The sequence below is a fragment of the Escherichia sp. WS1265 genome, assembly GCF_046487585.1.
In the GTDB taxonomy this organism is placed as follows: domain Bacteria; phylum Pseudomonadota; class Gammaproteobacteria; order Enterobacterales; family Enterobacteriaceae; genus Escherichia; species Escherichia coli.
The window spans coordinates 114331-139232 of sequence record NZ_JBJQJE010000014.1 but is presented as its reverse complement, the minus strand read 5'-3'; the positions used below and the strand labels follow the sequence as shown (position 1 = coordinate 139232).

17 protein-coding genes, 1 tRNA gene and 3 pseudogenes are annotated in these 24902 nt (G+C 46.1%); 10 read left to right on the top strand and 11 right to left on the bottom strand.

Annotated elements, in window-relative coordinates; genetic code table 11:
- Positions 1 to 18: 18 nt before the first annotated feature.
- Together evgS and evgA are read right to left on the bottom strand one after the other, a co-directional pair.
- A complete protein-coding gene (gene evgS / locus ACJHX3_RS15365; protein ID WP_087891222.1) occupies positions 19 to 3612 on the bottom strand; it encodes an acid-sensing system histidine kinase EvgS in 3594 nt (1197 codons plus the stop codon).
- Positions 3613 to 3616: 4 nt separating this feature from the next.
- The gene (gene evgA, locus ACJHX3_RS15360; RefSeq protein WP_000991370.1) at positions 3617 to 4231 is read right to left on the bottom strand and encodes an acid-sensing system DNA-binding response regulator EvgA; all 615 of its coding nucleotides are present in this window, start codon (positions 4229 to 4231) and stop codon (positions 3617 to 3619) included.
- 415 nt (positions 4232 to 4646) lie between these two features.
- Between evgA and emrK the strand changes: the two genes are divergently transcribed.
- Positions 4647 to 5810 carry a multidrug efflux MFS transporter periplasmic adaptor subunit EmrK gene (gene emrK / locus ACJHX3_RS15355; protein ID WP_094308095.1) on the top strand — a complete coding sequence of 388 codons (1164 nt, stop codon included), beginning with the start codon at positions 4647 to 4649 and terminating at the stop codon, positions 5808 to 5810.
- Entirely contained in the window at positions 5810 to 7348 is a 1539-nt protein-coding gene (gene emrY / locus ACJHX3_RS15350) for a multidrug efflux MFS transporter permease subunit EmrY (protein WP_001018714.1), read from the top strand. The genes emrK and emrY overlap by 1 nt, the downstream gene beginning before the upstream one ends.
- Positions 7349 to 7456: 108 nt before the next feature.
- Here emrY and dsdA read toward each other — a convergent pair whose 3' ends face one another.
- A complete protein-coding gene (gene dsdA / locus ACJHX3_RS15345) occupies positions 7457 to 8785 on the bottom strand; it encodes a D-serine ammonia-lyase (protein ID WP_094308094.1) in 1329 nt (442 codons plus the stop codon).
- Between the two features lie 17 nt (positions 8786 to 8802).
- Positions 8803 to 9021, bottom strand: a pseudogene (locus ACJHX3_RS15340) (D-serine transporter DsdX); the annotation flags it as partial.
- Positions 9022 to 9263: 242 nt separating this feature from the next.
- On the opposite strand from ACJHX3_RS15340, the gene ACJHX3_RS15335 reads away from it, so the two are divergent.
- Entirely contained in the window at positions 9264 to 10259 is a 996-nt protein-coding gene (locus tag ACJHX3_RS15335; protein ID WP_001315771.1) for a LacI family DNA-binding transcriptional regulator, read from the top strand.
- Positions 10260 to 10266: 7 nt separating this feature from the next.
- On the opposite strand, the gene cscA is transcribed toward ACJHX3_RS15335, so the two are convergent.
- A complete protein-coding gene (cscA, locus tag ACJHX3_RS15330) occupies positions 10267 to 11700 on the bottom strand; it encodes a sucrose-6-phosphate hydrolase (RefSeq protein ID WP_001559548.1) in 1434 nt (477 codons plus the stop codon).
- A gap of 215 nt (positions 11701 to 11915) precedes the next feature.
- On the opposite strand from cscA, the gene ACJHX3_RS15325 reads away from it, so the two are divergent.
- A complete protein-coding gene (locus ACJHX3_RS15325) occupies positions 11916 to 12830 on the top strand; it encodes an aminoimidazole riboside kinase (RefSeq protein ID WP_001274877.1) in 915 nt (304 codons plus the stop codon).
- Positions 12831 to 12901: 71 nt separating this feature from the next.
- Positions 12902 to 14149, top strand: coding sequence for an MFS transporter (locus ACJHX3_RS15320; RefSeq protein ID WP_001197021.1), 1248 nt, complete (start codon positions 12902 to 12904; stop codon positions 14147 to 14149).
- 79 nt (positions 14150 to 14228) lie between these two features.
- On the opposite strand, the gene ACJHX3_RS15315 is transcribed toward ACJHX3_RS15320, so the two are convergent.
- The 3 genes from ACJHX3_RS15315 to ACJHX3_RS15305 all read right to left on the bottom strand — a co-directional run bounded on the left by ACJHX3_RS15315 (position 14229) and on the right by ACJHX3_RS15305 (position 15673).
- Positions 14229 to 14411, bottom strand: a complete 183-nt coding sequence (locus ACJHX3_RS15315) for a DUF4942 domain-containing protein (protein ID WP_223362157.1) — start codon at positions 14409 to 14411, stop codon at positions 14229 to 14231.
- A 179-nt stretch (positions 14412 to 14590) separates the two neighbouring features.
- Positions 14591 to 14665: transfer RNA gene (locus ACJHX3_RS15310), tRNA-Arg, on the bottom strand.
- A gap of 75 nt (positions 14666 to 14740) precedes the next feature.
- The gene (locus tag ACJHX3_RS15305) at positions 14741 to 15673 is read right to left on the bottom strand and encodes a formate/nitrite transporter family protein (protein ID WP_094321891.1); all 933 of its coding nucleotides are present in this window, start codon (positions 15671 to 15673) and stop codon (positions 14741 to 14743) included.
- A gap of 293 nt (positions 15674 to 15966) precedes the next feature.
- Between ACJHX3_RS15305 and mlaA the strand changes: the two genes are divergently transcribed.
- On the top strand, positions 15967 to 16722 hold the full coding sequence (gene mlaA / locus ACJHX3_RS15300) for a phospholipid-binding lipoprotein MlaA (RefSeq protein ID WP_000776779.1): 756 nt from the start codon (positions 15967 to 15969) through the stop codon (positions 16720 to 16722).
- A 181-nt stretch (positions 16723 to 16903) separates the two neighbouring features.
- On the opposite strand, the pseudogene ACJHX3_RS15295 reads toward mlaA, so the two are convergent.
- The 3 genes and pseudogenes from ACJHX3_RS15295 to fadL form a co-directional block, all read right to left on the bottom strand.
- Positions 16904 to 17086 (bottom strand): annotated as a pseudogene (locus ACJHX3_RS15295) (hypothetical protein); the annotation flags it as partial.
- 30 nt (positions 17087 to 17116) lie between these two features.
- A pseudogene (locus ACJHX3_RS15290) lies at positions 17117 to 18172 on the bottom strand (hypothetical protein).
- Positions 18173 to 18538: 366 nt separating this feature from the next.
- On the bottom strand, positions 18539 to 19879 hold the full coding sequence (gene fadL, locus ACJHX3_RS15285; RefSeq protein ID WP_001362313.1) for a long-chain fatty acid transporter FadL: 1341 nt from the start codon (positions 19877 to 19879) through the stop codon (positions 18539 to 18541).
- Positions 19880 to 20250: 371 nt separating this feature from the next.
- Between fadL and ACJHX3_RS15280 the strand changes: the two genes are divergently transcribed.
- From ACJHX3_RS15280 to sixA, 4 genes are all read left to right on the top strand, one after another.
- Positions 20251 to 20535, top strand: a complete 285-nt coding sequence (locus ACJHX3_RS15280; protein WP_001296261.1) for a YfcZ/YiiS family protein — start codon at positions 20251 to 20253, stop codon at positions 20533 to 20535.
- A gap of 180 nt (positions 20536 to 20715) precedes the next feature.
- Entirely contained in the window at positions 20716 to 22026 is a 1311-nt protein-coding gene (gene fadI / locus ACJHX3_RS15275) for an acetyl-CoA C-acyltransferase FadI (protein ID WP_094321889.1), read from the top strand.
- Positions 22026 to 24170, top strand: coding sequence for a fatty acid oxidation complex subunit alpha FadJ (gene fadJ / locus ACJHX3_RS15270; protein ID WP_000425035.1), 2145 nt, complete (start codon positions 22026 to 22028; stop codon positions 24168 to 24170). Before fadI ends, fadJ begins: the two co-directional genes overlap by 1 nt.
- Before the next feature lie 202 nt (positions 24171 to 24372).
- The gene (gene sixA / locus ACJHX3_RS15265; RefSeq protein WP_001195819.1) at positions 24373 to 24858 is read left to right on the top strand and encodes a phosphohistidine phosphatase SixA; all 486 of its coding nucleotides are present in this window, start codon (positions 24373 to 24375) and stop codon (positions 24856 to 24858) included.
- The last annotated feature ends 44 nt before the right edge of the window (positions 24859 to 24902 follow it).

Below are 24902 nucleotides of genomic sequence, written 5' to 3'. Positions count from 1 at the left end.
CATTGTGGGAGCCGCTATTTAGTCATTTTGTTGACAGAAAACAGCAATCTCCTGGTCTAACTCTGCAATGTGTTCTTTTACAGAGTTCAGCAACTGAAGAATTTCAGGCTTACTGTCATCTGAAACAGGTGTTATTTCTAACTGATGGCTAATATTAATCAACTTTTGCAAATTCAGGATGTTAGCCGCACCGTGGATGCGATGAATACACTGATGGAAAGTTCTGTTGTCGCCAGCTTCTAGTGCATGAAACGCAGCGGGTAGATCTTTATGCGTTTCATGCTGGAAAGTCATGAGAATCTCCTGCATCAGTTGTAGATCGTTCGCCGTATTATTTTTCAGGGCCTCGATATCAAGGTGGCGATACTGAGGTGCAATAGGCGCAACCTGGTGTAACTGACTTAAATGTGTTTTCAGTACATCCAGGGTCAACGGTTTGAACAAACATAAGTTCATGCCGCAATTTAACCCTTTTTCACGTTCGTTAGCCTGTGCGTTGGCTGTAAGCCCCCAGATGGGTAAGGAAGAATTTTGCTCACGGAGTTTGCGAGTCAACTCAAAACCATCCATATTCGGCATATTAACGTCAGTAATAAGCAGATCATAATGTTGCATACTGACTTTGTGTAGCGCTTGCACACCATCAGTGGCTTCATCAACATCATATCCTAATAGATTTAGCTGGCGTTTGAGTAATAGCCTGTTGGTCGGATGATCATCCGCGATTAATATGCTCAACTTTTCAGGGAGTGTGATGGGTTGTTCTGCTTTTGCCTCGACAGCCGCCACTTGTTGGGTAATTTCTACCGGGATTGTGATCGTAAATGTTGTTCCTATGCCTGGATGACTTTCTAATGACAAATCACCCTGCATGTTTTTAATTAATTCTTTGCAGATCATTAAGCCTAAACCAGAACCTGTTTGCTGACGACCTGCACTTGTTTGGCTATAGCGTTTAAACAGTTGTTGTTGTTCTTCCTGTGATAATCCACTTCCAGAATCCATAATCGTCATTTTGATTACAGCGTGGTTGTCATCAATGTTAACCAGGGAGGTCGTAATTTTTACTGCACCCTCGGTGGTAAATTTGAGAGCATTGCTCAGTAAATTAGATAAGACCTGCTTAAACGCCTGAGGGTCGATCTTAACCTGGTAATGTTCTGGAAACGTACTGCTGCAACTTAATGCGATGGATTTGCTTGCAGCAATCGCACCGAAAGAGTGGCAAGTGTTCTGGACTAAAGTAGGGATATCGACCCATTGTGGTTGAAGTTGATAGTTACCCGACTCAATTTTGTCGACATCAAGGATTTCACCAATTAAGCCGAGGAGTGATTGTCCGGTGGCGTAGGCAAGTGAAATCGCCTCCACCCGTTGCTCCTTGCTAAGACCAGAACCCGACAGAAGTTCCAGGAAGCCCATAATGGAGCTTATTGGTGTTCTTATTTCGTGACTCATTGTTGCCAGAAACTGACTTTTTGCGACAGTTGCATTGATCGCTTTATTTCTCTCTACTTCGAGAGCATGAATTAAATCACGCGTCTCGGTAATATCTTGCCAACCACAAATATAAACAGCATGTTCGCTGGCTGGCAGATTACATAATGTATGCCAGTGATTAATGCATCTTTTCTCGATGCCATTATCAATTTCAAATACCTGTGTGTATATTGTTCGATTTTCTTTCGTCTCTGCTGTGACTTCATGCGTATTAGAAAAAACATCTTTAAAGGGTGATTCACTGTTTTCTAATGGCAACATTGCATTTTTGTAGTAATCAGCAGTGAAATAATGTTCAAATGCACTATTGTGACTAATGACATTACCTTGCCAGTTTACAACATAAGTTGGATTCGGTAAGGAGTCCGAGAGCGCTTTCCGGAATGATATTTGGTTTTCTAAATCACCCTGAATGACTTTACGACGACGAACTGAGCGTAACAGGTAGAATCCCCATAAAAGGCTACTGCCAACTAATAAAACGGATAATGTCGTAACAATATAAAATTGCTCGCTATATAGGTCCCATGTGTCAATAGTCACATTGGGCATTTTAATCCATTTTTCCGTCAGGCGCAGAACTTCGCTTGGGGGAATTGCATTCAGTGCTTTATTAATAATATCCTTAAGTTCCGGTTCTCCGCGAGGAAAAGCGAACGAAAGCGATGCATTCTGAACGCCGGGAATAAGAAAATGATAAAGTTCATTAGGATAGTAATGGTCGATCATGTAACGCGAATTTAGCTGTGTCGCGACCAGAGCATCAAGTTCACCTTCTTTAACCTTGTGAAATGCAGCACTAGCGTTATCGACTTTTATCCACTCTACCTCCGGATACATCTCTTTTAATTGCGAATGAAGCTCATAATAATATGGAATGGCAACTTTCATTCCTTTTTTTAATGTTTGTTCACTGTCAGGCGCTTTTTGCATGACAAAAACGTAAGGCGTTGTTATGAAGGCTTCAGCAAATGAAACATTATTTTCTCGATCTTCACTATAAATAGCGGCGGGCAATATATCCCATCCACCGGGGTTAAGCTGTGTCCCCGCATGAATATTGTGTGAAACGGTGATCGGAGAAAAATTTAAACCTGTTTGCAAGGTAATAATATTAAGAATATCCCCCATAACGCCCCGAACTGAGCCAGTTTCATCTGTCATAGAATAGGGGGGCGAGTAAGGATTTTCCAGCACCTTTAAATCGGGATGCTGCTTAATCCACTGTTTTTCATGTTCAGTGAGTTCTAATGGTTTGTTCAGAAAGGCCAGGTTTCCTGTATCAAGCCAATTTTGTGATACTTCATAGCGAACTTCATTTGTTAAAGCATCAACAAACCGATTGAGTACTTCATTAAGAACGACAGATTCTTTTCTGGTCAAGAAAAAATTATATTGACGCGGTGAGTTATAATATTTCACTACATTTAAGGAGTGAGTGAAATAGCGGGAAATCATACTGCTGGTAATAATGTTACTACCAATAAAGTAATCATTCTGTCCGGCTGAGACGGATGCTAATGCCTGATATAAATTTGTAAAAGAGATAATTGTTGCTTTTGGAAATGATTGATGAATTACCTCGTCAGGGGGATAATTTGCTACCCGAGCAATATTTACTGGTTTTGATGAGGTAAGCGGTCGCATTGAATCGTGAAGGGTGGTGACGAGCGCCGGAAAGGTAATTATCAGTGGTTTGGTTGCAGCAATGTCATCATTAAGAGGCGGCGAAGCAACTAAATGTGATAACACTATATCGACTTCACCTTCTTCCAGCGCGTCCATTGCTTTTTGATGATCGGCGTATTCCCGGAGTGTTAATTTGATATTTAACGCTCTTTTTAAAAGATTTAAATAATCAGCATTAATACCACGAACCCGTTGCTGCGAATCGGTATGCAACAACGTAGCCGTTTGGGACTTGTGTACTGCAATCACAAGATTTTTTTTGCTCGCTAACCAACGTAATTCCTTGTTGCTCAGACGTAGTGGATCAAGTGTGACACGGTTGTTACTACTGATGCCACGATATTCGATGTAATCTTCGTCTGCGAAACTTATGGTCGACCAAAGACCACAACAGAGAAGAAAAATATAGGGTAAAAACTTCATGTGGTTAGCCGATTTTGTTACGTTGTGCGAATGTGTAAAGATCCATCAGTGATTTACATTCTAATTTTTCCATCAGGCGACTTTTATACGTGCTGACAGTTTTGTTGCTGATGAACATTTTTTCAGCAATGTCATTATTATCCTTGCCATCAAGAATATATCGCATGACACTAATTTCTTGTTTCGATAAGGAGTCGAGTTTTTGCTGGTCGGACGTTAAACTTCCAACAAACCGGTTGAGAGAGAAGGGGAAATAGCAGTAGCCATTTTTTGCAGCTTCAATAGCCGCAATGATATTGTTCATGCCTTCTTTTTTACTCACGAAACCATTAGCGCCAGCATCAGCACAATGTTTCCCGTAAAAATGGTCATTTTTAGCGGAGACGATAATAATAATTCCGCTATATTGGCGCTTCCTCAGCGTTTCTAACACCTGGATACCGTTAACTCCGGGGATATCGACATCAATGATGACGATATCAGGCTTAAGTGTTTCCACCCGCTGAACGGCACTTCCGCCTTCAGTCAACTCTGCTAAGATTTCAATATCGTTTTTGATCAATAAATTACGAATTGCTGCGATAGCAAGAGGATGGTCATCAATAATTATTGCGTTCATAGATTATTCCCTTTGCAATGAAGCATCTCCCTTCTCCCTGTAGTAATACAGACATAAGGCATCATCTCATTTTCTCAATAAAAATAAGAAAATTTGAGCTTCCTTTAAGATAATTCGACAAGTATACCATATAAATAGTCGGCATATATGAAATGTCAACAATAAAATCAGGGATTGTACCGATGATTTATAGTTTCACATTAGCACTATAAGTCTTCTCACTAATCCTACAGGCGTAAGAATTGTATTGCAAAAGCCACGGTTTAGTCCTCTGTTGTTTTTTTTGCACCTCATTTAAATTAGGCCTCCAACGTTCCTGGGATAATGTGCAACACATGCACTGTGTTTGATATGAAGAATGAATACTCTTTTCATTCAATTCATAAATTTCATCTATGCGAAATGAGAGATAAAAGTGGAACAGATTAATTCAAATAAAAAACATTCTAACAGAAGAAAATACTTTTCTTTATTGGCGGTAGTTTTATTTATTGCGTTTTCAGGTGCCTATGCCTATTGGTCAATGGAATTAGAAGACATGATTAGTACAGATGACGCCTATGTCACGGGGAATGCAGATCCAATTTCTGCACAAGTTTCAGGCAGCGTCACTGTCGTTAATCATAAAGATACGAACTACGTTCGACAGGGTGACATTTTAGTCTCAGTGGATAAGACTGATGCCACTATCGCACTCAATAAAGCTAAAAATAATCTGGCCAATATTGTTCGGCAAACGAATAAACTGTACTTACAGGATAAACAATACAGTGCCGAAGTCGCTTCAGCTCGTATTCAGTATCAACAATCTTTAGAAGATTATAACCGTCGTGTACCTTTAGCGAAGCAGGGGGTTATTTCAAAAGAAACGCTGGAGCATACCAAAGATACGTTAATAAGTAGCAAAGCGGCATTGAATGCTGCTATTCAGGCTTATAAAGCGAATAAAGCTTTAGTAATGAACACACCATTAAACCGTCAGCCACAAGTCGTTGAAGCGGCGGATGCAACCAAAGAAGCCTGGTTAGCGCTTAAACGTACGGATATTAAGAGTCCTGTTACCGGCTATATTGCTCAGAGAAGCGTTCAGGTCGGCGAAACAGTGAGTCCCGGACAATCGTTAATGGCTGTCGTACCGGCACGTCAAATGTGGGTTAATGCCAACTTTAAAGAAACACAACTCACGGATGTGCGGATTGGTCAATCGGTCAATATTATCAGCGATCTTTATGGTGAAAATGTTGTGTTTCATGGTCGGGTGACAGGGATCAATATGGGAACCGGCAATGCGTTCTCCTTATTACCTGCACAAAATGCGACAGGGAATTGGATCAAAATCGTTCAGCGTGTACCGGTTGAGGTTTCTCTTGATCCAAAAGAACTCATGGAACATCCCTTGCGTATTGGTTTATCGATGACTGCAACTATTGATACGAAGAACGAAGACATTGCTGAGATGCCTGATCTGGCTTCAACCGTGACCTCCATGCCAGCTTATACCAGTAAGGCTTTAGTTATCGATACCAGTCCGATAGAAAAAGAAATTAGCAACATTATTTCGCATAATGGACAACTTTAATGGCAATCACTAAATCAACTCCGGCACCATTAACCGGTGGGACGTTATGGTGCGTCACTATTGCATTGTCATTAGCGACGTTTATGCAAATGTTGGATTCCACTATTTCTAACGTCGCAATACCGACAATATCTGGCTTTCTGGGAGCATCAACAGACGAAGGCACCTGGGTTATCACCTCGTTTGGTGTAGCAAATGCCATTGCGATCCCTGTTACCGGCAGGCTGGCACAAAGAATAGGCGAATTAAGGTTATTTTTACTTTCAGTCACTTTTTTTTCGCTGTCTTCCTTAATGTGTAGTTTATCGACCAATCTTGATGTGCTGATATTTTTTAGAGTCGTTCAGGGATTAATGGCGGGGCCGTTAATTCCACTGTCACAGAGTTTATTATTAAGGAATTATCCGCCAGAAAAAAGAACATTTGCTTTGGCATTATGGTCAATGACCGTAATTATCGCTCCGATATGTGGGCCGATATTGGGCGGCTATATTTGCGATAACTTTAGCTGGGGTTGGATATTTTTAATCAATGTCCCTATGGGGATTATCGTTCTGACATTATGCTTAACCTTACTTAAAGGAAGAGAAACTGAGACTTCACCGGTCAAAATGAATCTACCAGGACTGACCCTGTTAGTGCTCGGTGTTGGTGGCTTGCAGATAATGCTTGATAAAGGGCGCGATCTGGATTGGTTCAACTCGAGTACAATAATAATACTAACAGTAGTGTCAGTTATTTCTCTGATTTCTTTAGTTATTTGGGAGTCGACCTCAGAGAATCCGATTCTTGATCTCAGTTTGTTTAAGTCCCGTAATTTCACCATTGGTATTGTGAGTATCACATGCGCATATTTATTTTACTCTGGGGCGATAGTCCTTATGCCGCAGTTACTCCAGGAAACGATGGGGTATAATGCGATATGGGCCGGACTTGCTTATGCGCCCATCGGCATCATGCCGCTATTAATTTCACCTTTGATAGGACGTTATGGCAACAAAATAGACATGCGGTTGTTAGTGACATTTAGTTTTTTGATGTATGCGGTTTGCTATTACTGGCGTTCTGTGACATTTATGCCAACGATTGATTTTACAGGCATCATTTTGCCACAGTTTTTCCAGGGATTCGCCGTTGCCTGTTTCTTTTTACCCTTAACAACGATTTCGTTTTCAGGTTTGCCAGATAATAAATTTGCCAATGCCTCGAGTATGAGTAATTTTTTTCGTACCTTGTCAGGATCAGTTGGTACGTCGTTGACAATGACGCTGTGGGGACGCCGAGAATCATTACACCATAGTCAGTTGACAGCAACCATCGATCAATTTAACCCCGTGTTTAATTCATCGTCACAAATTATGGATAAATACTATGGTTCGCTTTCAGGAGTTCTTAATGAAATTAATAATGAAATAACTCAGCAGTCACTTTCAATTTCTGCAAATGAGATTTTCCGTATGGCGGCTATTGCTTTTATCTTACTTACGGTATTGGTTTGGTTTGCGAAACCGCCGTTTACAGCGAAAGGTGTTGGGTGATGGTAAAAAGAGAGAGCTATAGCAGGTAAGACGGTAGAATCTTAAGCCTGCGCCATCGGCAGCATCGCTCACCCAGGGAAAGGATGGCGATGCTGCATTGAAAATTAATTAGCGGCCTTTTGCCAGATATTGCTCCATCTCTTCTTCCGGCACCATTCCACCTCCCGTCGCCCACACCAGATGAGTGGCATTATGCAGTTGTTCTGCGCTGAAACCGTGCATCTGTTGGTAACTTACTGATGCGCACACGCGCTGAGGCCCGGCCATACCCGCCAGTGCCGAAGGTTCAAGACGAATACCTTCTTCCTGCGCCAGCCAGCCAAGCATGTCATACATGGTTTGATCGCTAAGGGTATAGAAGCCATCCAGTAGACGCTCCATTGCCCACCCGACAAAGCCTGATGCGCGACCAACTGCAAGGCCATCCGCTGCGGTAAGGTTGTCGATACCAATATCCTGAACAGAAATCTGATCGTGTAATCCTGTATGGACGCCTAACAGCATACAAGGGGAGTGCGTTGGTTCGGCAAAAAAGCAGTGAACATGATCGCCAAATGCCAGTTTAAGCCCGAATGCGACGCCACCAGGACCACCGCCAACACCACACGGCAGATAGACAAACAGAGGGTTATCAGCATCGACAATACGACCTTGCTCGGCAAATTGCGCTTTAAGACGCTGGCCTGCGACGGAATACCCAAGGAACAACGTGCGGGAATTCTCGTCATCAATAAAGAAACAGTTCGGGTCAGACTGCGCTGCTTTACGTCCTTCCTCGACTGCAACACCATAATCTTGCTCATATTCCACGACCGTAACGCCATGGCTGCGCAGTTTCGCTTTTTTCCATGCTCGGGCATCAGCAGACATATGTACTGTCACCTTAAAGCCAATGCGGGCGCTCATAATGCCGATTGATAACCCCAGATTTCCGGTTGAGCCCACAGCAATGCTGTATTGGCTAAAGAACTGTTTAAACTCCGGAGACAGCAGTTTGCTGTAGTCATCTTCAGGCGTCAGCAACCCCGCTTCCAGAGCCAGTTTTTCTGCATGTGCCAGGACTTCATAAATCCCGCCGCGTGCTTTTATGGAGCCGGAAATGGGCAAATGGCTATCTTTTTTCAGTAACAGTTGCCTGCTGATCGGTTGTTGATATTCCTTTTCCAGCCGTTTTTGCATAGCCGGAATGGCAACCAGTTCTGATTCAATAATTCCCCCAGTGGCAGCAGTTTCAGGAAATGCTTTTGCCAGATAGGGTGCAAAACGGGATAAGCGCGCATGGGCGTCCTGAACATCCTGTTCGGTCAGGCCAACATAAGGTAAACCTTCAGCCAATGAGGTCGTGCCAGGATTAAACCAGGTGGTTTCTTTAAGAGCAACCAGATCCTTTACCAACGGATACTGGGCGATGAGCGAGTTCATTTTAGCGTTTTCCATAGTACGTCTCTTTGCGCTTAGATGATAAATGACAGCAGGAATGTGCCCGCCAGAGCGACGACTGAAGCGATAAATGTCGCTGTCGTATAGTATTTAAATGTTTCATTGAGCGTAGCGCCGCAATATTGCTTCACCAGCCAGAAAAGCGAGTCCGTAACGATCGTGCAGCCAATCGCACCTGAACCGATAGCAATCGCAATAATTTCCGGGCTGATGTCGGGATACAGCGGCAGCACAATGATCCATATTTATATTTTCTTCTCCAGGTTGGCGATGCCAGTTGGCATGTTTTACCTACTTGCCTATATGGTTACTCGTTGGCGAGAACAGAGGCGGAATTGGGCACAATTGTCCGGGAATTATTGTTATTTTTTATTGTATTGCCGTGTCGGGTGATAGGGCGTTGAGAATATCGTTGGATCTCGCCAGTGACGTCTGTTTCTGCTACAGTGCCCGTTTTACGGCAAACGGCTTGGGTATGGCTTCATTAAAGGATGTCGCACGCCTGGCGGGAGTGTCGATGATGACAGTCTCCCGGGTGATGCATAATGCAGAATCTGTGCGTCCTGCAACGCGTGACCGCGTATTGCAGGCAATCCAGACCCTGAATTATGTTCCTGATCTTTCCGCCCGTAAGATGCGCGCTCAAGGACGTAAGCCGTCGACTCTCGCCGTGCTGGCGCAGGACACTGCTACCACTCCTTTCTCTGTTGATATTCTGCTTGCCATTGAGCAAACCGCCAGCGAGTTCGGCTGGAATAGTTTTTTAATCAATATTTTTTCTGAAGATGACGCTGCCCGCGCGGCACGTCAGCTGCTTGCCCACCGTCCGGATGGCATTATCTATACTACAATGGGGCTGCGACATATCACGCTGCCTGAGTCTCTGTATGGTGAAAATATTGTATTGGCGAACTGTGTGGCGGATGACCCAGCGTTACCCAGTTATATCCCTGATGATTACACTGCACAATATGAATCAACACAGCATTTGCTCGCGGCGGGCTATCGTCAACCGTTATGCTTCTGGCTACCGGAAAGTGCGTTGGCAACAGGGTATCGTCGGCAGGGATTTGAGCAGGCCTGGCGTGATGCTGGACGAGATCTGGCTGAGGTGAAACAATTTCACATGGCAACAGGTGATGATCACTACACCGATCTCGCAAGTTTACTCAATGACCACTTCAAATCTGGCAAACCAGATTTTGATGTTCTGATATGTGGTAACGATCGCGCAGCCTTTGTCGCTTATCAGGTTCTCCTGGCGAAGGGGGTACGTATCCCGCAGGATGTCGCCGTAATGGGCTTTGATAATCTGGTTGGCGTCGGGCATCTGTTTTTACCGCCGCTGACCACAATTCAGCTTCCACATGACATTATCGGGCGGGAAGCTGCATTGCATATTATTGAAGGTCGTGAAGGAGGAAGAGTGACGCGGATCCCTTGCCCGCTGTTGATCCGTTGTTCCACCTGATATTATGTTAACCCAGTTGCCAGAGTGCTCCATGTTGCAGCACAGCCACTCCGTGGGAGGCATAGAGCGACAGTTCCCGTTCTTCTGGCTGCGGATATATTCGGCTACTCATCACCGCCTCCCCGTCGTTAATAAATACTTCCACGGATGATGTATCGATAAATATCCTTAGGGCGAGCATGTCACCCTGCGGGAGGGGAATACTACGGTAGCCATCTAAATTCTCGTGTGGGTAATACCGCCACAAAACAAGTCGCTCAGATTGGTTATCAATATACAGCCGCATTCCAGTGCCGAGCTGTAATCCGTAATGTTCGGCATCACCGTTCTTCAGCGCCCACTGCAACTGAATCTCAACTGCTTGCGCGTTTTCCTGCAAAACATATTTATTGCTGATTGTGCGGGGAGAGATAGATTGATGCTGCTGGCGTAACGACTCAGCTTCGTGTACCGGGCGTTGTAGAAGTTTGCCATTGCTCTCTGATAGCTCGCGCGCCAGCGTCATGCAGCCTGCCCAGCCTTCACGTTTTGAGGGCATTGGCGATTCCCACATATCCATCCAGCCGATAACAATACGCCGACCATCCTTCGCTAAAAAGCTTTGTGGTGCATAAAAGTCATGCCCGTTATCAAGTTCAGTAAAATGCCCGGATTGTGCAAAAAGTCGTCCTGGCGACCACATTCCGGGTATTACGCCACTTTGAAAGCGATTTCGGTAACTGTATCCCTCGGCATTCATTCCCTGCGGGGAAAACATCAGATAATGCTGATCGCCAAGGCTGAAAAAGTCCGGACATTCCCACATATAGCTTTCACCCGCATCAGCGTGGGCCAGTACGCGATCGAAAGTCCATTCACGTAATGAACTGCCGCGATAAAGCAGGATCTGCCCCGTGTTGCCTGGGTCTTTCGCCCCGACTACCATCCACCATGTGTCGGCTTCACGCCACACTTTAGGATCGCGGAAGTGCATGATTCCTTCTGGTGGAGTGAGGATCACACCCTGTTTCTCGAAATGAATACCATCCCGACTGGTAGCCAGACATTGTACTTCGCGAATTGCATCGTCATTACCTGCACCATCGAGCCAGACGTGCCCGGTGTAGATAAGTGAGAGGACACCATTGTCATCGACAGCACTACCTGAAAAACACCCGTCTTTGTCATTCTCGTCTCCTGGCGCTAGCGCAATAGGCTCATGCTGCCAGTGGATCATATCGTCGCTGGTGGCATGTCCCCAGTGCATTGGCCCCCAGTGTTCGCTCATCGGGTGATGTTGATAAAACGCGTGATAACGATCGTTAAACCAGATCAGGCCGTTTGGATCGTTCATCCACCCGGCAGGAGGCGCGAGGTGAAAATGGGGATAGAAAGTGTTACCTCGGCGCTCGTGAAGTTTTGCTAGTGCGTTTTGCGCCGCATGTAATCGAGATTGCGTCATTTTTATCATCCTGGTTAAGCAAATTTGGTGAATTGTTAACGTTAACTTTTATAAAAATAAAGTCCCTTACTTTCATAAATGCGATGAATATCACAAATGTTAACGTTAACTATGACGTTTTGTGATCGAATATGCATGTTTTAGTAAATCCATGACGATTTTGCGAAGAAGAGGTTTATCACTATGCGTAAGTCAGATGAATTTAAGGGAAAAAAATGTCAGCCAAAGTGTGGGTTTTAGGGGACGCGGTCGTAGATCTCTTGCCAGAATCAGACGGGCGGCTACTGCCTTGTCCTGGCGGTGCGCCAGCTAACGTTGCGGTGGGAATCGCCAGATTAGGCGGAATAAGTGGGTTTATAGGTCGGGTGGGGGATGATCCTTTTGGTGCGTTAATGCAAAGAACGCTGCTAACTGAGGGAGTCGATATCACGTATCTGAAGCAAGATGAATGGCACCGGACATCCACGGTGCTTGTCGATCTGAACGATCAAGGGGAACGTTCATTTACGTTTATGGTCCGCCCCAGTGCCGATCTTTTTTTAGAGACGACAGACTTGCCCTGCTGGCGACATGGCGAATGGTTACATCTCTGTTCAATTGCGTTGTCTGCTGAGCCTTCGCGTACCAGCGCATTTACTGCGATGACGGCGATCCGGCATGCCGGAGGTTTTGTCAGCTTCGATCCCAATATTCGTGAAGATCTATGGCAAGACGAGCATTTGCTCCGCTTGTGTTTGCGGCAGGCGCTACAACTGGCGGATGTCGTCAAGCTCTCGGAAGAAGAATGGCGACTTATCAGTGGAAAAACACAGAACGATCGGGATATATGCGCCCTGGCAAAAGAGTATGAGATCGCCATGCTGTTGGTGACTAAAGGTGCAGAAGGGGTGGTGGTCTGTTATCGAGGACAAGTTCACCATTTTGCTGGAATGTCTGTGAATTGTGTCGATAGCACGGGGGCGGGAGATGCGTTCGTTGCCGGGTTACTCACAGGTCTGTCCTCTACGGGATTATCTACAGATGAAAGAGAAATGCGACAAATTATCGATCTCGCTCAACGTTGCGGAGCGCTTGCAGTAACGGCGAAAGGGGCGATGACAGCGCTGCCATGTCGACAAGAACTGGAATAGTGAGAAGTAAACGGCGAAGTCGCTCTTATCTCTAAATAGGACGTGAATTTTTTAACGACAGGCAGGTAATTATGGCACTGAATATTCCATTCAGAAATGCGTACTATCGTTTTGCATCCAGTTACTCATTTCTCTTTTTTATTTCCTGGTCGCTGTGGTGGTCGTTATACGCTATTTGGCTGAAAGGACATCTAGGGTTGACAGGGACGGAATTAGGTACACTTTATTCGGTCAACCAGTTTACCAGCATTCTATTTATGATGTTCTACGGCATCGTTCAGGATAAACTCGGTCTGAAGAAACCGCTCATCTGGTGTATGAGTTTCATTCTGGTCTTGACCGGACCGTTTATGATTTACGTTTATGAACCGTTACTGCAAAGCAATTTTTCTGTAGGTCTAATTCTGGGGGCGCTCTTTTTTGGCTTGGGGTATCTGGCGGGATGCGGTTTGCTTGACAGCTTCACCGAAAAAATGGCGCGAAATTTTCATTTCGAATATGGAACAGCGCGCGCCTGGGGATCTTTTGGCTATGCTATTGGCGCGTTCTTTGCCGGTATATTTTTTAGTATCAGTCCCCATATCAACTTCTGGTTGGTCTCGCTATTTGGCGCTGTATTTATGATGATCAACATGCGTTTTAAAGATAAGGATCACCAGTGCATAGCGGCGGATGCGGGAGGGGTAAAAAAAGAGGATTTTATCGCAGTTTTCAAGGATCGAAACTTCTGGGTTTTTGTCATATTTATTGTGGGGACGTGGTCTTTCTATAACATTTTTGATCAACAACTCTTTCCTGTCTTTTATGCAGGTTTATTCGAATCACACGATGTAGGAACGCGCCTGTATGGTTATCTCAACTCATTCCAGGTGGTACTCGAAGCGCTGTGCATGGCGATTATTCCTTTCTTTGTGAATCGGGTAGGGCCAAAAAATGCATTACTTATCGGTGTTGTGATTATGGCGTTGCGTATCCTTTCCTGCGCGCTGTTCGTTAACCCCTGGATTATTTCATTAGTGAAGCTGTTACATGCCATTGAGGTTCCACTTTGTGTCATATCCGTCTTCAAATACAGCGTGGCAAACTTTGATAAGCGCCTGTCGTCGACGATCTTTCTGATTGGTTTTCAAATTGCCAGTTCGCTTGGGATTGTGCTGCTTTCAACGCCGACTGGGATACTCTTTGACCACGCAGGCTACCAGACAGTTTTCTTCGCAATTTCGGGTATTGTCTGCCTGATGTTGCTATTTGGCATTTTCTTCCTGAGTAAAAAACGCGAGCAAATAGTGATGGAAACGCCTGTACCTTCAGCAATATAGACGTAAACTTTTTCCGGTTGTTGTCGATATCTCCATATCCCTCAACCGGAAAATAATAATACTAAAATGCTTAGCCCAACTAATAATCACCTAATCCAAACGCCTCATTCATGTTCTGGTACAGTCGCTCAAATGTACTCCGGATACGCGGTTCGCTGATTTCCAGGACATTGTCGTCATTCAGCGACCTGTCCCGTGTATCACGGGCCTGCGAATTCATCAAGGAATGCATTGCAGAGTGAAGTATCGAGTCACGCCATATTTCGCTATCAGGATTCTGTGTGATGGTTACATCGCCCGGCCCAGGGCTGTTTAGTCATCAGCGCTTTCTGACAGTGCTGAGATTTCAACCTGTTGCAGTAAAAATGAGTAGATATAGGGCAAGTGTGCTGCCAAACCCATCTTTTACGGGGCGAAGGTAGATATTGTTAGAAGGGTATCTGGTGTCCCCTGCAGGAATCGAACCTGCAATTAGCCCTTAGGAGGGGCTCGTTATATCCATTTAACTAAGAGGACAATGCGGCATGAGTATACCCGCTAATGGACTGCGGGGTAAGTACACTGCCGCTCGATTGCTTAAACCCTCGCCATTTATGCCGGGTTTTTATCATTTTTCTTAATGTTTTCCGCACGTTCTGCTTTTTGGCGTGCTTCGGCTTTGCGCTTGTTGCTCATGTCGTTACGGATCTGTGCATGACTCATTAACGCGAAGATAAAGGTGCCGCCGCAGATGTTCCCCGCTAAAGTAGGTAGTGCGAAGGGCCAGATGAAATCGCTCCAGTGCAGCGTACCGTTAAACACCAGATAGAGGATTTCAACAGAACCGACAACGATGTGAGTGGTGTCACCCAGGGCAATAAGCCAGGTCATCAATATAATCACCACAATCTTTGCCGCACCCGCTGCAGGAAACATCCATACCATAGTGGCGATCAGCCAGCCGGAAATGATCGCGTTGGCAAACATCTCGCTGGGGGTGTTCTTCATCACATCCATGCCGATTTTGACAAATGCATCGCGAGTTTCTTCATTGAAGATAGGCATATATTCAAATGCCCATGCAGCAATACCTGTCCCGAGAATATTACCCAGCAGCACGACGCCCCATAATCGCATAAGTAAGCCGACGTTGCTCATTGTCGGTTTTTGCATGACGGGTAGTACCGCAGTCACGGTGTTTTCGGTAAATAATTGCTGGCGGGCCATAATGACGATAATAAAACCAAAGGTATAACCGAGATTCTCCAGCAAGAAGCTGCCCGGCACGCCTTCCAGTTCGACATGAAATATCCCTTTTGCCAGTAGCGAAGCGCCCATCGACAGACCCGCCGCAATGGCTGACCACAATAGCGCCATTGCGTTGCGTTCCAGCTCTTTTTCACCATCCTGGCGGATATGCTCATGAATTGCCATCGCCCGGGAGGGGAGTCGGTCTTCATCTATTTCTATTTTTTTGCCGCGCTCTTTTTCTTCGCTCTCAACTTCAATTTCGTCGCTGTGTTGATCAATTTTGTCGTTGTCCATGGTCTCTTCTCTTGAATTAGCACGTATAGCTAAAGCGTAGCGGCTTTTTTGCTCGCAACTGGCGGGAGTTACTCTGAAAATGTAGAAAAGGCTGCGTTTGCCTTTTCCTGTTTCTATAGAATCAAGTAGGCTACAGGGCGGCGATTACCAGGCTATGATCAAATCAGCAAATCAGGGCGTCTGGACATCAGTTGACGTGCTGTTACAATCGCCCACACCTAAACAGGCGGATACGGTATCGTTCCGTCATGGATGGCAAACTGCATAAGCCATAAAAAAACAGGGAGACATTTATGAAGCTTCGCCTGTCGGCGCTTGCTCTGGGAACTACGCTTCTGGTGGGGTGTGCGAGTTCCGGTACAGATCAGCAGGGGCGTTCTGACCCGTTAGAAGGGTTCAACCGCACCATGTACAACTTCAACTTCAATGTATTAGACCCGTATGTTGTTCGACCGGTGGCTGTCGCCTGGCGTGATTATGTTCCGCAACCGGCGCGTAACGGTTTGAGCAACTTCACGGGCAACCTGGAAGAACCTGCGGTGATGGTTAACTACTTCTTGCAGGGCGACCCTTATCAGGGGATGGTCCACTTTACCCGCTTTTTCCTGAACACCATTTTGGGGATGGGCGGCTTTATTGATGTTGCAGGGATGGCGAACCCGAAACTGCAACGGACTGAACCTCACCGCTTCGGTAGTACGCTTGGTCATTATGGCGTGGGTTATGGGCCGTACGTTCAGTTACCATTCTACGGTAGCTTCACGCTGCGTGATGACGGTGGTGATATGGCGGATGGTCTTTACCCGGTTCTTTCCTGGCTGACCTGGCCGATGTCTGTGGGTAAATGGACGCTTGAAGGGATAGAAACTCGTGCGCAGTTGTTGGATTCCGATGGTCTGCTGCGTCAGTCGTCCGATCCTTACATTATGGTGCGCGAAGCGTACTTCCAGCGTCATGATTTCATCGCTAATGGCGGCGAACTCAAACCGCAGGAAAATCCGAACGCGCAAGCAATTCAGGATGATTTAAAAGATATCGATTCTGAATAAGAAACAAATAAAAAAGGTGAGTCGCAAAACTCACCTTTTTTGTTGTTATCCCTCAATTACCCCAAGTAAAAGAAGATAAACCGACAATAACCTGGACGTAATTATGTAAAAATACTGATGTTCGTCACTGACTATTTCCGATATTCAGGCGTTGAAAAATCAAAAAACTGGAAAAATAATTTTAAATATCATCAAAATTAACACCTGGCGCAGATAGTTGATTAATTTCATTTTGATATTCCGTCTGGCGATTTTGAAGATTTTCTTCAATTTTACCTTTGAGTTCCTTATAGTGCTTATATATATTTTGAGAATGGTCAGCGTTAGCTTCGTTACCGAATAAAGTAGAAACTATTTCTTTTGTATTCTCAAGTGTATATTTTCTATTATCCTCTTAAAATTGATATCCTCTTGCTAGATTTGAAGGATTAAAAGCTTCGTTAGGTTCTCTCAGTCTTTCCCCTTTGAGTTCGTTTACAACTTGATGATCGGAACCTGTTGCAAATGATTCTGCAATGATTGCTTTACTGTGTTCAAACCACGCAGAAGCACTCCTGGCATTTTTACTACAATATTGGGTGAGATTATCACCATCAATACGAAATCCTTTTTGAATGTGGTAGCCATCCTGATCGTAGTAACCGAGAGATAAGTAATCATTTCCATTTTTATTTTTAATTACAATAGCGAGAGAGGCACCTTTTTGATCTATACCGTATCAGGTAAATAAGTCCGTTGGTTCACTTTTCCCGCTCTCATCGAACTCCGTTACCGTATGTCTGAGTTTGTGTGATATTTTATCGAAGATAAAACTTGGATCTTCATCATATATTTCTTTTATTGCGCTGAAGATCATTTTCTTGTTATTGATATCATTAGTATTCTCTACTACATTTTCATTGATGATGGTTTGGCCGACTTTTTTGTTTTCATCGTTCGCAGGTGATCTTGTTGGTTCTTGATTTTCAATATCAATATCAAAAGTAATATCGTCTGTATCATTGGAGTCAATGCCAATATCACTACGATCATCAATACCACTAACAATAATACCATCAGTAAACTCAGCATTATTTATATCATCATGAGTCTTCTCAACTATGTTGTCATTAATGATAGTACGGACGAGTTCTTTGTCTTTATAGCTCGCAAGTAATTTTATTGGTTCTTGGTTATCGATACCAATAGTAATATGGTCTGTATCATTGGAGTTAATATCAATATAAGTAACTGAGGAATTATTAATATTAAATATATCAGGATTGTCGTTTCCTCGTATGGCGTTTTTTATAAGCTCAAGTAGATGTTTAACACAGGTGCTTATTCCTTCCTTACCATTAAAAAGGTTTTTGAGCTCTTGTACTAATCCATTAACTTCATCATTGTTATTTTCATTGATGGATTCTGTGTAAGCTGCGCTGGTATTGTTTATTGAAATAGATGGTAGCATGATTTTATTCCATGTTGATTGATTTGTTACAAATATATATTACCTAATAAAATAGACTATCAAAAAACGCTCATTTATTTAGACCCTATCTTTAATTTGAGTGTATGAGCGCACAATAGCCAGGGTGGTTTGAGTATCCTGGAAATTCAGAAAAGTAAACTCTTTGAGAAAGACGAGCAGAACGTCTGAAAATATGCCTTTCCCTTCAGGTTTGTCTGTGGATACCACTTAATGATTTGAAAGGGCAAGCTACCATCAGGCTGTTTGCAAAACTCAGGAGGCAAGCAATGAGGAAACAACTTTCGTTGAAGTGTGGGAGTTAAAGTCACCTGCATAGCAGGTGACTTTATCCAGGCGAACGCGTTATCAGAACGCGTAGTTAAAGTTAGTACCGAACAGCCAGGCTTTACCTTCAGACTCGAACTGGTATGGGCCTTCGTTAATTTTCACGCTCTGACCGTGCATATAAGAAACACCAACATCGACTGAAGCATCTTTATTAAATGCGTAAGTCGTACCTGCACTCAGCCAGAAACGGTCCTGGTCCGGAATGGAGATAGAACGATTCTGTGCCGGAACTGGGCTGTCATCAAAGGCGATACCGGTACGGAAGGTCCAGTTATCATCGTAGTAATAAGTGGTTCCCAACGCGATGCGGTAAGCATCTTTAAAGCCTTCATGTTTCTGGAACAGCGTGTCGCCACTCGTTGAGGTCGCTTTCAGCTGCTGGAACTGACTCCAGCTGGTGTAAGCCAGGCTATAGTGAATCGCCCACTGCGGATCAACACGGTTATAACCCGACACTTCCCACATTTCAGGCAGGTTCAGCGTCAGATAACCCGATTGCGTTGCGCCACCTGTCGCGGTAGGTATTGGTAAACCGTAGTTATTAAACGCACGATTAAGATCGCTGCTGTAGTTACCTTTGAAGTCAATTTTCACTTCAGAACGGTAGGTCAGTGCATAGCGGTTATTTTTATCCAGTTCATACAGGATACCGGCGTTCCAGCCAAAGCCCCACTGGTTACCGTTCAGATGAGCGATTTTGGTATTACTGTCGATACCGTTGGCGGTAGCTGCCAATGCTTGCCCTTGAGGAGTCTTCCCGGCAGGAGATTGCATGATCTGACCGGCAACCAGCTGCCCCAGATCGCCTGCGAAACGTTCAATTTTCGCGCGAGCGTAGACGGCGTTGAAACCAAGACCAAAGCTCCATGCATTATTTAAGCGATACGCACCGCTTAAGTTCAGGTTCATGGTTTCAAGGTCGGTTGTACCCCCGACAGAGCCGCCTGCATAAGTATCGTTAAACTCTGTTGCCAGGCCATAGTTAGAGGTAATAGAAGCGCCCCAACCAAATTGGTCGTTAATCGGTGCAACAAAGTGCATGTTCGGAACCCATGCCGTAGGCGCGATGTTATCGGCTTTCAGGCTACGACCAGATGGAGACGTTCCGCTGATATTTACATCCGGGTCAATATAAACCGCACCCGCAGAAAATGTCGGGCGGTCAAACATGGTAATCAATGCGGGGTTACGGCTAACGTTACCTGCATCATCGGCAATTGCACCTTCCCCTGAATAAGCCCGGCCCAGGCCAGAGGAAGAAAATTCGTTTAACTGAAAGCCTGCCGACCAGGCCTGGGTGGAGATAAGTGCCACTGCGACTGCGAGAGCAGACTTTGTAAACAGGGTTTTCTGGCTCATGACCATAACCTCAATGATTTATTTTTATACAAACTATGTTACGTGCTGTAACAGGAGCGCGAAGTGTAGGGTCTGAGGTACATCTTAGAAATCAGACCAGTGGCGAGAGTATAGGTCGGACCAGCTGGAATGTTGCAAGTATGTTTCTATCTTTTTTCAAATATGATCTAAGAAACGCGATCCAGCTGGCAAAATTTGGAGGTGGCGCACTCATGGATTCGGGTGAATTTTGTTTTAGATCATTTTTAAGTGTGATTTCGGTCACTTATCCGATTTTGCAGAATTAACAACTGGAGCAGCACTTTCCGGAAGCGTAAAATATCCACAACGTTTATCTGGCACCTTGGGTGCACATACAGAGGAAATCAACGATGAGTAAATGTAGTGCTGATGAAACCCCGGTTTGCTGCTGTATGGATGTTGGCACCATTATGGACAACTCCGACTGCACCGCGTCTTACAGCCGCGTGTTTGCAAACCGCGCAGAAGCAGAACAAACGCTGGCGGCGCTGACTGAAAAAGCCCGTAGCGTGGAATCCGAACCGTGCAAAATCACCCCGACTTTCACTGAAGAGTCTGACGGTGTGCGCCTGGATATCGATTTCACTTTTGCCTGCGAAGCTGAAATGCTGATCTTCCAGCTGGGTCTGCGTTAATTCCTCTCGGGTACGTACGCCCCTGTCAGTTGTTGGCAGGGGCGTTTTATTTTCTCTTCTACTTTTCTCTCTGTGTCATAGCTCCCACTTTCCCTTTTCTCCACTTGGCTAAATGTAAAAAAATGGTTAAGACTATGATCAGGTCAGACCACTTTATTTATTATTTTACAGGGGAGTGTTATGGGTCAGGTTTTACCGCTGGTTACCCGCCAGGGCGATCGTATCGCCATTGTTAGCGGTTTACGTACGCCTTTTGCCCGCCAGGCGACGGCTTTTCATGGCATTCCCGCGGTTGATTTAGGGAAGATGGTGGTAGGCGAACTGCTGGCACGCAGCGAAATTCCCGCCGAAGTGATTGAACAACTGGTCTTTGGTCAGGTCGTACAAATGCCGGAAGCCCCCAACATTGCGCGTGAAATTGTTCTCGGTACTGGAATGAATGTGCATACCGATGCTTGCAGCGTCAGCCGCGCTTGCGCTACCAGTTTCCAGGCGGTTGCAAACGTCGCAGAAAGCCTGATGGCGGGAACTATTCGCGCGGGGATTGCCGGTGGGGCCGATTCCTCTTCCGTATTGCCAATTGGCGTCAGTAAAAAACTGGCGCGCGTGCTGGTTGATGTCAACAAAGCTCGAACCATGAGCCAGCGCCTGAAACTCTTCTCTCGCCTGCGTTTGCGCGACTTAATGCCGGTGCCTCCGGCAGTGGCGGAATACTCTACTGGCTTGCGGATGGGCGACACCGCTGAACAAATGGCGAAAACCTACGGTATTACTCGCGAACAGCAAGATGCATTAGCGCACCGTTCGCATCAGCGAGCCGCTCAGGCGTGGTCAGACGGTAAACTCAAAGAAGAGGTGATGACTGCCTTTATCCCTCCTTATAAACAACCGCTTGCCGAAGACAACAATATTCGCGGTAATTCCTCGCTTGCTGATTACGCAAAGTTGCGTCCGGCGTTTGATCGTAAACACGGGACGGTAACGGCAGCAAACAGTACGCCGCTGACCGATGGCGCAGCGGCGGTGATCCTGATGACCGAATCGCGGGCGAAAGAATTAGGGCTGGTACCGCTGGGGTATCTGCGCAGTTACGCATTTACTGCGATAGATGTCTGGCAGGACATGTTGCTCGGTCCGGCCTGGTCAACGCCGCTGGCGCTGGAACGTGCCGGTTTGACAATGAGCGATCTGACATTGCTCGATATGCACGAAGCCTTTGCAGCTCAGACACTGGCGAATATTCAGTTGCTGGGTAGCGAACGTTTTGCTCGTGATGTACTGGGGCGTGCACATGCCACTGGCGAAGTGGACGATAGCAAATTTAACGTGCTTGGCGGTTCGATTGCTTACGGGCATCCCTTCGCGGCGACCGGCGCGCGGATGATTACCCAGACATTGCATGAACTTCGCCGTCGCGGCGGTGGATTTGGATTAGTGACCGCCTGTGCTGCGGGTGGGCTTGGCGCGGCAATGGTTGTGGAGGCGGAATAATGGAAATGGCATCAGCGTTTACCCTTAATGTCCGTCTGGACAACATTGCTGTTATCACCATCGACGTACCGGGTGAGAAAATGAATACCCTGAAGGCGGAGTTTGCCTCGCAGGTGCGCGCCATTATTAAGCAACTCCGTGAAAACAAAGAGTTGCGCGGCGTGGTGTTTATCTCCGCGAAACCGGACAACTTTATCGCTGGCGCAGACATCAACATGATCGCCAACTGCAAAACGGCGCAAGAAGCGGAAGCACTGGCGCGGCAGGGTCAACAGTTAATGGCGGAGATTCATGCTTTGCCCGTTCCGGTTATCGCGGCTATTCATGGCGCTTGCCTGGGCGGTGGGCTGGAGTTGGCGCTGGCGTGCCACGGTCGCATGTGTACTGACGATCCTAAAACGGTGCTCGGTTTGCCTGAAGTACAACTTGGATTATTACCCGGTTCAGGCGGCACCCAGCGTTTACCGCGCCTGATAGGTGTCAGCACAGCATTGGAGATGATCCTCACTGGAAAACAACTTCGGGCGAAACAGGCATTAAAGCTGGGGCTGGTGGATGACGTCGTTCCGCAATCCATTTTACTGGAAGCCGCTGTTGAGCTGGCAAAGCAGGATCGTCCATCTTCACGCCCTCTACCTGTACGCGAGCGTATTCTGGCGGGGCCGTTAGGTCGTGCGCTGCTGTTCAAAATGGTCGGCAAGAAAACAGAACACAAAACTCAGGGTAACTATCCGGCGACAGAACGCATCCTTGAGGTTGTCGAAACGGGATTAGCGCAGGGCACCAGTAGCGGCTATGACGCTGAAGCCCGTGCTTTTGGCGAACTGGCGATGACGCCGCAATCGCAGGCGCTGCGTAGTATCTTTTTTGCCAGTACGGAAGTGAAGAAAGATCCTGGCAGTGATGCGCCGCCTGCGCCATTAAACAGCGTGGGAATTTTAGGTGGTGGCTTGATGGGCGGCGGTATTGCTTACGTCACTGCTTGTAAAGCGGGGCTTCCGGTCAGAATTAAAGATATCAACCCGCAGGGCATAAATCATGCACTGAAGTACAGTTGGGATCAGCTGGAGGGCAAAGTTCGCCGTCGTCATCTCAAAGCCAGTGAACGCGACAAACAGCTGGCATTAATCTCCGGAACGACAGACTATCGCGGCTTTGCCCATCGCGATCTGATTATTGAAGCGGTGTTTGAAAATCTCGAATTAAAACAACAAATGGTGGCGGAAGTTGAGCAAAATTGCGCCGCTCATACCATCTTTGCTTCGAATACGTCATCTTTACCGATTGGTGATATCGCCGCTCACGCTACGCGACCTGAGCAAGTTATTGGCCTGCATTTCTTCAGTCCGGTGGAAAAAATGCCGCTGGTGGAGATTATTCCTCATGCGGGGACATCGGCGCAAACCATCGCTACCACAGTAAAACTGGCGAAAAAACAGGGTAAAACGGCAATTGTCGTGCGTGACAAAGCCGGGTTTTACGTCAATCGCATTTTAGCGCCTTACATTAATGAAGCTATCCGCATGTTGACCGAAGGTGAACGGGTAGAGCACATTGATGCCGCGCTGGTGAAATTTGGTTTTCCGGTAGGCCCAATCCAACTTTTGGATGAGGTAGGAATCGACACCGGGACTAAAATTATTCCTGTACTGGAAGCCGCTTATGGAGAACGTTTTAGCGCGCCTGCAAATGTTGTTTCTTCAATTTTGAACGACGATCGCAAAGGCAGAAAAAATGGCCGGGGTTTCTATCTTTATGGTCAGAAAGGGCGTAAAAGCAAAAAACAGGTCGATCCTGCCATTTACCCGCTGATTGGCACACAAGGGCAGGGGCGACTCTCCGCACCGCAGGTAGCTGAACGGTGTGTGATGTTGATGCTGAATGAAGCAGTACGTTGTCTGGAAGAGCAGGTTATCCGTAGCGTGCGTGACGGAGATATTGGCGCGGTATTTGGCATTGGTTTTCCGCCATTTCTCGGTGGTCCGTTCCGCTACATCGATTCTCTCGGTGCGGGTGAAGTGGTTGCAATAATGCAACGACTGGCCACGCAGTATGGTTCCCGTTTTACCCCTTGCGAGCGTTTAGTCGAGATGAGCAAGCGTGGGGAAAGTTTTTGGAAAACAACTGCAACTGACCTGCAATAAGAAGGTCAAAGCTATATGAATCCGCGCTGAATGGCGGAGTGTTGCTCAAAATGTAAACGCATATTGACTATACTTACGCCATTGAGGTAAAAAACAGCGTTTCATTCGGTGAATGGATAAGGCACAATGCCGGCCACCGTTTTCTTTCTCTGGTTTCAGATGAAAGAAAACGGGCGAATCTGGTTAACAAAAGCGGTGCAATATGCAAGTTTTTATCATGCGTCACGGCGACGCAGCCCTCGATGCCGCCAGTGATTCGGTTCGTCCTCTGACTACTAACGGTTGTGACGAATCTCGCCTGATGGCGAACTGGCTGAAAGGTCAAAAAGTGGAAATCGAACGCGTTCTGGTGAGCCCGTTCCTGCGAGCCGAGCAAACACTGGAAGAAGTAGGGGATTGTCTGAACCTGCCTTCCAGTGCAGAAGTTCTGCCGGAGTTAACGCCCTGCGGCGATGTTGGTCTGGTCAGTGCCTATTTACAGGCGTTGACCAATGAAGGTGTTGCTTCGGTACTGGTGATCTCCCACTTACCCTTAGTCGGGTATCTGGTTGCTGAGTTATGTCCGGGCGAAACGCCGCCTATGTTTACCACCTCGGCCATTGCCAGCGTAACGCTTGATGAAAGCGGAAACGGCACATTTAACTGGCAGATGAGCCCATGTAATCTGAAGATGGCAAAGGCGATTTAATACGCATGCACAAGGCCCGCTGGCGTAAGCTATCGGGCCTTTAT

Bases quoted from the DNA above. Each gene is read 5' to 3' on its own strand.
- fadI (WP_094321889.1), top strand. From the start codon at position 20,716: ATGGGTCAGGTTTTACCGCTGGTTACCCGCCAGGGCGATCGTATCGCC.
- dsdA (WP_094308094.1), bottom strand. From the start codon at position 8,785: ATGGAAAACGCTAAAATGAACTCGCTCATCGCCCAGTATCCGTTGGTA.
- evgA (WP_000991370.1), bottom strand. From the start codon at position 4,231: ATGAACGCAATAATTATTGATGACCATCCTCTTGCTATCGCAGCAATT.
- fadJ (WP_000425035.1), top strand. From the start codon at position 22,026: ATGGAAATGGCATCAGCGTTTACCCTTAATGTCCGTCTGGACAACATT.
- mlaA (WP_000776779.1), top strand. From the start codon at position 15,967: ATGAAGCTTCGCCTGTCGGCGCTTGCTCTGGGAACTACGCTTCTGGTG.
- ACJHX3_RS15320 (WP_001197021.1), top strand. From the start codon at position 12,902: ATGGCACTGAATATTCCATTCAGAAATGCGTACTATCGTTTTGCATCC.
- fadL (WP_001362313.1), bottom strand. From the start codon at position 19,879: ATGAGCCAGAAAACCCTGTTTACAAAGTCTGCTCTCGCAGTCGCAGTG.
- ACJHX3_RS15305 (WP_094321891.1), bottom strand. From the start codon at position 15,673: ATGGACAACGACAAAATTGATCAACACAGCGACGAAATTGAAGTTGAG.
- emrY (WP_001018714.1), top strand. From the start codon at position 5,810: ATGGCAATCACTAAATCAACTCCGGCACCATTAACCGGTGGGACGTTA.
- sixA (WP_001195819.1), top strand. From the start codon at position 24,373: ATGCAAGTTTTTATCATGCGTCACGGCGACGCAGCCCTCGATGCCGCC.
- evgS (WP_087891222.1), bottom strand. From the start codon at position 3,612: ATGAAGTTTTTACCCTATATTTTTCTTCTCTGTTGTGGTCTTTGGTCG.
- cscA (WP_001559548.1), bottom strand. From the start codon at position 11,700: ATGACGCAATCTCGATTACATGCGGCGCAAAACGCACTAGCAAAACTT.
- ACJHX3_RS15280 (WP_001296261.1), top strand. From the start codon at position 20,251: ATGAGTAAATGTAGTGCTGATGAAACCCCGGTTTGCTGCTGTATGGAT.
- ACJHX3_RS15325 (WP_001274877.1), top strand. From the start codon at position 11,916: ATGTCAGCCAAAGTGTGGGTTTTAGGGGACGCGGTCGTAGATCTCTTG.
- ACJHX3_RS15335 (WP_001315771.1), top strand. From the start codon at position 9,264: ATGGCTTCATTAAAGGATGTCGCACGCCTGGCGGGAGTGTCGATGATG.